Source organism: Nesterenkonia sp. F, from assembly GCF_000220985.1.
Lineage (GTDB): Bacteria > Actinomycetota > Actinomycetes > Actinomycetales > Micrococcaceae > Nesterenkonia.
This window is the reverse complement of the sequence record NZ_AFRW01000061.1, coordinates 1-6,918: the sequence shown is the minus strand read 5'-3', so window position 1 is coordinate 6,918 and position 6,918 is coordinate 1. Positions and strand designations below refer to the sequence as shown.

Annotated in this window: 6 protein-coding genes; 5 read left to right on the top strand and 1 reads right to left on the bottom strand. The window is 71.4% G+C overall.

The features are described from left to right. From GU5_RS14125 to GU5_RS0104955, 3 genes are all read left to right on the top strand, one after another. Positions 1–1,213 (top strand): alanine/glycine:cation symporter family protein (locus GU5_RS14125; RefSeq protein ID WP_010524475.1); only part of this gene is annotated, 1,213 nt, incomplete at its 5' end. Between the two features lie 158 nt (positions 1,214–1,371). Then, entirely contained in the window at positions 1,372–2,481 is a 1,110-nt protein-coding gene (locus GU5_RS0104960; protein WP_010524474.1) for an acyl-CoA desaturase, read from the top strand. 100 nt (positions 2,482–2,581) lie between these two features. Beyond that, positions 2,582–3,298, top strand: coding sequence for a bifunctional 2-polyprenyl-6-hydroxyphenol methylase/3-demethylubiquinol 3-O-methyltransferase UbiG (locus GU5_RS0104955; RefSeq protein WP_083830317.1), 717 nt, complete (start codon positions 2,582–2,584; stop codon positions 3,296–3,298). A gap of 137 nt (positions 3,299–3,435) precedes the next feature. Here GU5_RS0104955 and GU5_RS0104950 read toward each other — a convergent pair whose 3' ends face one another. After that, positions 3,436–5,385 (bottom strand): sensor histidine kinase, encoded by a 1,950-nt coding sequence (locus tag GU5_RS0104950; RefSeq protein ID WP_010524472.1) that lies wholly within the window; start codon positions 5,383–5,385, stop codon positions 3,436–3,438. A 207-nt stretch (positions 5,386–5,592) separates the two neighbouring features. Here GU5_RS0104950 and GU5_RS0104945 point away from each other — a divergent pair, with 207 nt between their 5' ends. Together GU5_RS0104945 and GU5_RS0104940 are read left to right on the top strand one after the other, a co-directional pair. Next, entirely contained in the window at positions 5,593–6,246 is a 654-nt protein-coding gene (locus GU5_RS0104945) for a response regulator (RefSeq protein ID WP_010524471.1), read from the top strand. A 188-nt stretch (positions 6,247–6,434) separates the two neighbouring features. Continuing rightward, positions 6,435–6,918, top strand: a 484-nt coding sequence (locus GU5_RS0104940) for a DinB family protein (protein ID WP_010524470.1), incomplete at its 3' end; no start/stop codon positions are given.

Below are 6,918 nucleotides of genomic sequence, written 5' to 3'. Positions count from 1 at the left end.
GATCGCCCTGGGCGGTCCGGGCGCGGTGTTCTGGATGTGGGTGATGGCGATCTTCAACTCCGCGGCCTCGTTCGTGGAGTCGACGCTGGCGCAGCTCTACAAGCGAAAGCGCTTCGACACCTTCAAAGGCGGTCCCGCCTATTACATCCAGCAGGGCCTGGGCTCGCGCTCCGGAGGCCTCGTCTTCGCGGTGATCTTCATCTTCTGCTTCGCGCTGTCCTTCACCTCGCTGCAGGCCAACACCATCGTCGACGCCGTCACCGGCGCCGCAGAGTCCATGGGTGCGGAGAGCACCGTCGGCCTGACCTGGGGCCTGGCCATCCTGCTGACAGTGCTGACCGGCGTGATCGTCGTCGCCGGCCTGCGCAGCGTGGCCCGGGTGGCGCAGAACGTGGTGCCGCTGATGGCCATGCTCTACATCCTGCTCGGGCTGATCGTGGTGATCATGAACATCGAGGAGCTGCCGCGAGTGCTCGGCCAGATCCTCGGCGACGCCTTCGACCTCCGCTCGGCGGCGGGCGGCGCCTTCGGCGCGGTGATCATGGCCGGCGTCCAGCGCGGCATGTTCTCCAACGAGGCCGGCATGGGCTCGGTGCCCAACGTCGCGGCCACCGCAGACGTCTCCCATCCGGCCAAGCAGGGGCTGGTGCAGACTCTGGGCGTCTACCTGGACACGCTGATCATCTGCTCGGTGACCGCCTTCATCATCCTCTTCACCTATGAGGATCCCGTCGCGGCGGACGCGAACCTCGGCGCCGAGCTCACCCAGGGCGCGTTGGAGGCGAACTTCGGCACCTTCGGCGCCGTCGCCCTGGCGGTGATCATCTTCCTGGTCGCCTTCACCTCGGTGCTGGGCAACTACTCCTACGGTGAGGCGAACATCCTGTTCATCTCCTCGAGCGAGAACGTGCGCAAGATCTTCGCCCTGGTCCTCACCGCCGTGGTCTTCCTCGGCTCGGTCATCACAGTGGACCTGGCCTGGGCGATCGCCGGAGTGACGATGGTGATCATCGCGATGTGCAATCTGGTCGCCATCACGCTGCTCGGCGGCAAGGCCTGCAAGCTGCTGCGCCACTTCGAGGACCAGAAGAAGCAGGGGCAGGAGCCGATCTTCGTCGACGAGGATCTGCCTGAGCTGACGAACCTGGAATGCTGGAGCCGCGAGGACATGGCCGACAGCCTGGCCCAGCGCGAGGCCGCAGGCCGGCGCTGAGCCCGCCTCGGAGGCGGGCCGGCGCCGGCCGCTGAGCTCGCCCCTGACCTGCGCGTCGTCGTCGACGGCGCCTGAGATGGACCCCCTACTGACGTAGGGGGTCCATCTGGCTCCGGGGCGGGACGCGGCGGCCGCGACCCTCTCCCTATGGTGAGGACATGACCACCACCAGCACCGTCGACCACCCGCGGGACGCGCTCCGCGCCGACCCGGTCGCGAGCATCCCGCGCAACCGGCAGACCAACGACTTCGCCGCCCTCGCCCGCGAGGTGAAGGACGCCGGACTCATGGACCGTCGCGCCGGCAGCTACGTGCTGCGCACGGCGATCCTCGGCGTCGCACTGGTCGGGGCGCTGGCGGCGATGCTCGCCCTCGGCGACAGCATGTGGCAGCTGGGGCTGGCCGCAGTCTTCGGCATCCTCTTCACCCAGCTGGCCTTCCTCTCCCACGACTCGGCCCACCAGCAGGTCTTCGCCAACGGGCGGCGCAACGAGTGGTTCTCCCGCTTCGTGGGCAACCTGGGCGTGGGGCTGAGCTACGGCTGGTGGTCGCGCAAGCACGGACGCCACCACTCCAGCCCCAACACCATCGGCCGCGACGGCGACATCGCCACCGGCGCGCTGGTCTTCGTCCCCGGCGAGAACGAGGGGCGCACCGGCTTCATGGGGTGGATCACGCGCCGGCAGGGCTGGCTGTTCTTCCCGCTGCTCACCCTCTTCGCCTTCTCGCTGCACTTCCACGCGGTGCACACGATCCTCACCGACCAGCGGGTGAAGCACCGCGTCGCCGAGGCCGCGCTGATCGCGGTGCGACTGATCGGTTTCCCCGCGCTGGCGATCATGGTGATGGGACCGGGGCTGGGGATCGGCTTCCTGGCCGTGCAGCTGGTGGTCTTCGGCGTCTACATGGGCGGCAGCTTCGCCCCGAACCACAAGGGCATGCCGCTGATCCCGAAGGACTCGAAGGTCGACTTCCTGCGCCGGCAGGTGCTGACCTCGCGCAACATCCGCGGCGGGCTGCCGATGGAGTGGGCCATGGGCGGGCTGAACTACCAGATCGAGCACCACCTCTTCCCGCGCATGCCCAGCATGAACCTGCGGAAGGTCCGGCCCATCGTGCGCCGCTTCTGCGCCGAGCGCGGCATCACCTACACCGAGACCGGGCTCGTGGAGTCCTACGGCATCGTGATTCGCTACCTGCACCGCGTCGGGCTGGGCTACTCGGACCCGATGGAGTGCCCGCTGATGGCCCAGTACCGGGCCCGCTGATCCCGCGGCGGCGGGTTCTTGCCGATCCGGCAAACCCTCCTGCCGACGCGGCAGGGTTCCGGCAGAGTGGAGGCGTCCCGCCCCGAGGAGAGGACGCCCCATGCACCAGCATCATCCGCGGCCCCACGTCCACGATGACTCCGTGGAAAGCGTGGGAAAGAACCCGCATTCCCACAGTTCCCACGGAGTCATCCCTGCATCCGCCGAGACGTGGGATGCGATGTACAGCGGCCGTGAGCAGTACTTCAGCGGCGGCGCCAACGACGCGCTGATCGCCGAGGCCGCCGGCCTGCCGACCGGGCGCGCGCTCGACGTCGGCTGCGGCGAGGGCGGCGACGCCCTCTGGCTCGCCGCGCGCGGCTGGCAGGTCACCGGCGTCGACGTCTCCTCCGTGGCCCTGGCTCGCGCGGCCGAGGCCGCCGAGGCCGTCGGTCTCGCCGAGCAGGTCGCCTTCGAGCAGCTCGACCTGACCACGGCCCCTCCGCCGCAGAAGAGCTTCGACCTGGTCAGCGTCCACTACGTGCCACTGCCGATCGGCGACGCCGAGGGCATCCGCGGGCTGGCGCAGGCCGTCACGGTCGGCGGCACGCTGCTGTTCGTCACGCATGATCCCGAGGCCGTGGCCCGCCGGATCCGCGCAGAAGGCCACACGCATGCGCCCGATCCACGGGACTTCCACGGCACCGACTCGGTCGCCGCGCTGCTCGGCGCGGCCTGGGAGATCGAGGCTCACGACTCGCGGCCGCGCTCCCGGCCGGAGCACGCCGAGCGCGACCATCCCGACGACGTCGTACTGCGCGCCCGCCGCCTGCGCTGAGCGCGGAGGCACACCTCCCCGCGCGACCCCGCCTCCGCCCTCCCGATGATTCCCCTCCCGATGACTCCGTGGGAGGTGTGGGAAAGAGCGCGCATTCCCACCCATTCCACGGAGTCACCCCAGGAGGGGCCGCGGGCTCACTCCTGCTCCAGCGGCAGGCTCGCGCGGACCGCGAAGCCGCCGTCGTCGCTCGGCCCGGCCTCCACCGAGCCGCCGACCGCCCCGACCCGCTCGCGGATGCCATGCAGCCCCATCCCCGCCCCGGGGGAGGCGGCGGCGTCGCCGCCGGGGGCGGTGTTGGATACCTCGATGCGCAGGGAGCGTCCCGCCGCGCCGCCGTCGCCGTTGTCGACGCTGGCGGCGACGTCGATGCGCGCCCCCGGCGCGTGCCGCAGCGCGTTGCTCAGCGCCTCCTGGACCAGCCGGTAGGCGGCGATGCCCACTGCAGAGGGGATCTCGGGGAGCTCCTCGACGCCGCGGACGGCGATCGTCGCCCCCGACGCCCGGGTGGACTCGACCAGCTCTCCGATCTCCTCCACCCCCGGGGCCGGTCCGGTGGGGGCATCGTCCTCGCCGCGCAGGATCCCCAGCAGCATGCGCATCTCGGAGAGCGCCCGGCGGCTGGAGCGGGCGATCTCGGCGAACTCTCCGCGGGCCTCCTCGTCCAACGACGGCAGCCGATACGGCGCGGTGGAGGCTTGGACGCTGACCACCGACATGCTGTGGGCGACGACGTCGTGCAGCTCGCGGGCGATGCGGTTGCGCTCCTCCAGCTCGCGGCGACGCCGAGTCTGCTGGGCGCTGGTGCGCTCGGAGACCTCCAGCCGTCCGGCGTCGAGGATCCATTGGTGGGTCAGGATGCCCAGCACCACCACGGCCGCGCTGACGGCGACGAAGACGGTGGAGGTGCTCACCGAGCCCACGGGAAGTTCGGGCGCCACGGCCAGCATCGTCCCGGCGGTGAGCAGCGCACCGGCCGCCCAGCCGCCGGCGGCGCAGAACCAGCGCCGCGTCAGTGCGGCGACCAGCAGCACGGCGCTCTGGGTGATCATCGTGGTCACCGGCCAGGGCCAGACGACGACGCCGGCAGACGCGGTGGCCGACATCATCGCCGCCGAGGCCAGCAGCCCGACGGCGAGACCGGCCCAGGCGTGCCGCAGGGTGAGCAGCAGCGCCGCGCAGTGCAGCAGCACCAGCACCATCGCGATCGCCGCGGGCACCTCGTAGAGCACGCTGGTCAGCGGCCACCCGACGGCCAACAGCACCACGGCGCTGAAGCTGGTGCCGATCCAGGACCACGCCGCCGCGGAGAACGAGGCCTGCGCCTCCTCGACGGCGGCCGCGCTCCGCCGGCCGCCGTGCCCGTCGTCGGCGTCGACGTCTCCCGCTCCCTCGGGGTCGTCGACCTCCCCGGGCTCCGGCGGCCGCGGCCGGCCGCGGCCGCCGGAGCCCAGCAGGCTCGTCGCCAGCGCGGCGTCGAAGACGGCGAGTCCGCGCAGCACCATCGGCAGGGTCACCAGCAGCACGACGCCGAGCAGGAAGTGGGCGCCGGAGTCGACGGCGTAGCGGGCGAGGTCTCCGACGGGGACCAGCGCGGGCTGGACGACCTCCAGCAGGGCGATCAGTCCGCGCTCGCCCGGGACGAGGAGCGACCAGAGGAAGTAGGTGAGCTCCGCTGGGGCGCCGACGATCCAGATCAGCGCGACGGCGAAGGTGGCCAGTCGGACGGGCAGGGCGATGACTGCTTCGAAGACCAGGTCCAGCCAGCGACGCGGGTCGCCGATGAGCCGAACCAGGCCGGCGACCCCGGCGGTGCGCGGCCGATAGCGCACCGGGGCGGGAGCCGCTCCCCAGACGCGCAGGCGCCGGCGGGAGAGCTCGGCGAAGCCGGAGGCGAGGATCAGCGTCGCCGGCAGAAGCAGCGCACCGATCCAGAGCACCGAGGTCGCCAGGGACAGGGCGAAGAGGCTGACCAGCAGACTGAACCCGAAGATCGCGATGGGCAGCCCGGGCAGCACATAGGCGGCGTCGCGGGTCAGCCGGCGCAGCATGCTGACCGGTCCGTCGGCGGGGCGGAGGGTGACCATGGTGGAGGAGTCTGAGCGATGGGTTCTGATGCTGTCATCACACCACAGAGCCGTCCTGCCGGGATACGGGGGAGGGTCCTGGCACCCGTCACAGCGCGGTAGCGTGGGACCATGACACCCTTCCCCGTCCCGTCCTCCCCCGAGGCGCCCGACGGCACCTCATCGGCGGGCAGCTCCCCGGCAGGCGGCTCCGACGCCGGTTCACCGGTGCGGGTGCTGATCGTCGACGACCAGTCGATGATCCGAGCCGGCTTCGCCGCGCTGCTCGACGCCCAGGAGGACCTCGCCGTCGTCGAGACCGCCGAGGACGGCGCCGGGATCGTCGACGTCGTACGCCGCTGCCGGCCCGACGTCGTGCTCATGGACATCCGCATGCCCGGAGTCAACGGGCTGGAGGCGACACGACAGCTGTCCCACATGGCCGGCACGCCGCCGCGGATCGTGATGCTGACGACCTTCGACGCCGACGAGTACGTCGTCGACGCGCTGCGCGCCGGGGCCAGCGGGTTCCTGCTCAAGGACGCCACCCCGGAGGAGCTGATCCACGCGGTGCGCGTGGTGGCCGAGGGCGAGGCGCTGCTCTCGCCGAAGGTCACCCGCACGCTGATCGCCGACTATGTGGGCCGCTCGCCGTCGCCGCAGCGACTGCACCTGCTCGCCGAGCTGACCGACCGCGAGCGCGAGATCATGACCGAGGTCGCCCGTGGGATGGCCAACACCGAGATCGCCGAGGCGCTGCACCTGGCCGAGCAGACGGTGAAGACCCACGTCTCGCGGATCCTGACGAAGCTGGGGCTGCGCGACCGGGCGCAGATCGTGGTGATCGCCTACGAGTCGGGGCTCGTCCGCGCCGGGGAGTGAGCTCGGCCGGAGACCGGGCACTCTTGCCCCGGCTCGATGGACTGTGTCACGTTCCGACCCGAGGCGGTCCCGCCCTCCCGCCGTGGTGTCACGTCCCCGCCCGGATGTCACCTCCGGGCCCGGACGTGACACCACGGTGAGGGCGTGACACGTCGATGAGGCAGCATCACGACAGGAGGAGAGACCGCATGGACTCCGTGGAGATCCTGAAGGACGTCGCGCGGCGGCCGCTGGACGAGGCCGAGTCGCTGCGCGGGGCGCTGACGCCGACGGTGCTCAATGCCCATCCAGGCCATGACAACTCGCCGGCGTGGCTGCTGTGGCACGCCGCCCGGGAGATCGATGAGCAGCTCTCCGCGCTGACCGGCGAGGAACCGGTGTGGACGCGCAGCGAGTTCGAGTCCCGCTTCGGACTCGGACTGGACCGGCACGACATGGGCCTGGGGCACAGCAGCGCGCAGGCCCGGGCGGTGCGGGTCGACGACGCCGACCTGCTGCTCGAGCATCTGCGCGCCGTCGTCGAGGCTCAGCTGGCCTATCTGGACACACTCTCCGACGCCCAGCTCGGCGAGATCATCGACGACCAGTGGGATCCGCCGGTGACGCGCGGGGCCCGACTGGTGAGCATCTCGCTGGACGCGCTGGCGCATGTGTCACAGGCGGCGTACGTGG

Bases quoted from the DNA above. Each gene is read 5' to 3' on its own strand.
- GU5_RS0104960 (WP_010524474.1), top strand. From the start codon at position 1,372: ATGACCACCACCAGCACCGTCGACCACCCGCGGGACGCGCTCCGCGCC.
- GU5_RS0104950 (WP_010524472.1), bottom strand. From the start codon at position 5,385: ATGGTCACCCTCCGCCCCGCCGACGGACCGGTCAGCATGCTGCGCCGG.
- GU5_RS0104955 (WP_083830317.1), top strand. From the start codon at position 2,582: ATGCACCAGCATCATCCGCGGCCCCACGTCCACGATGACTCCGTGGAA.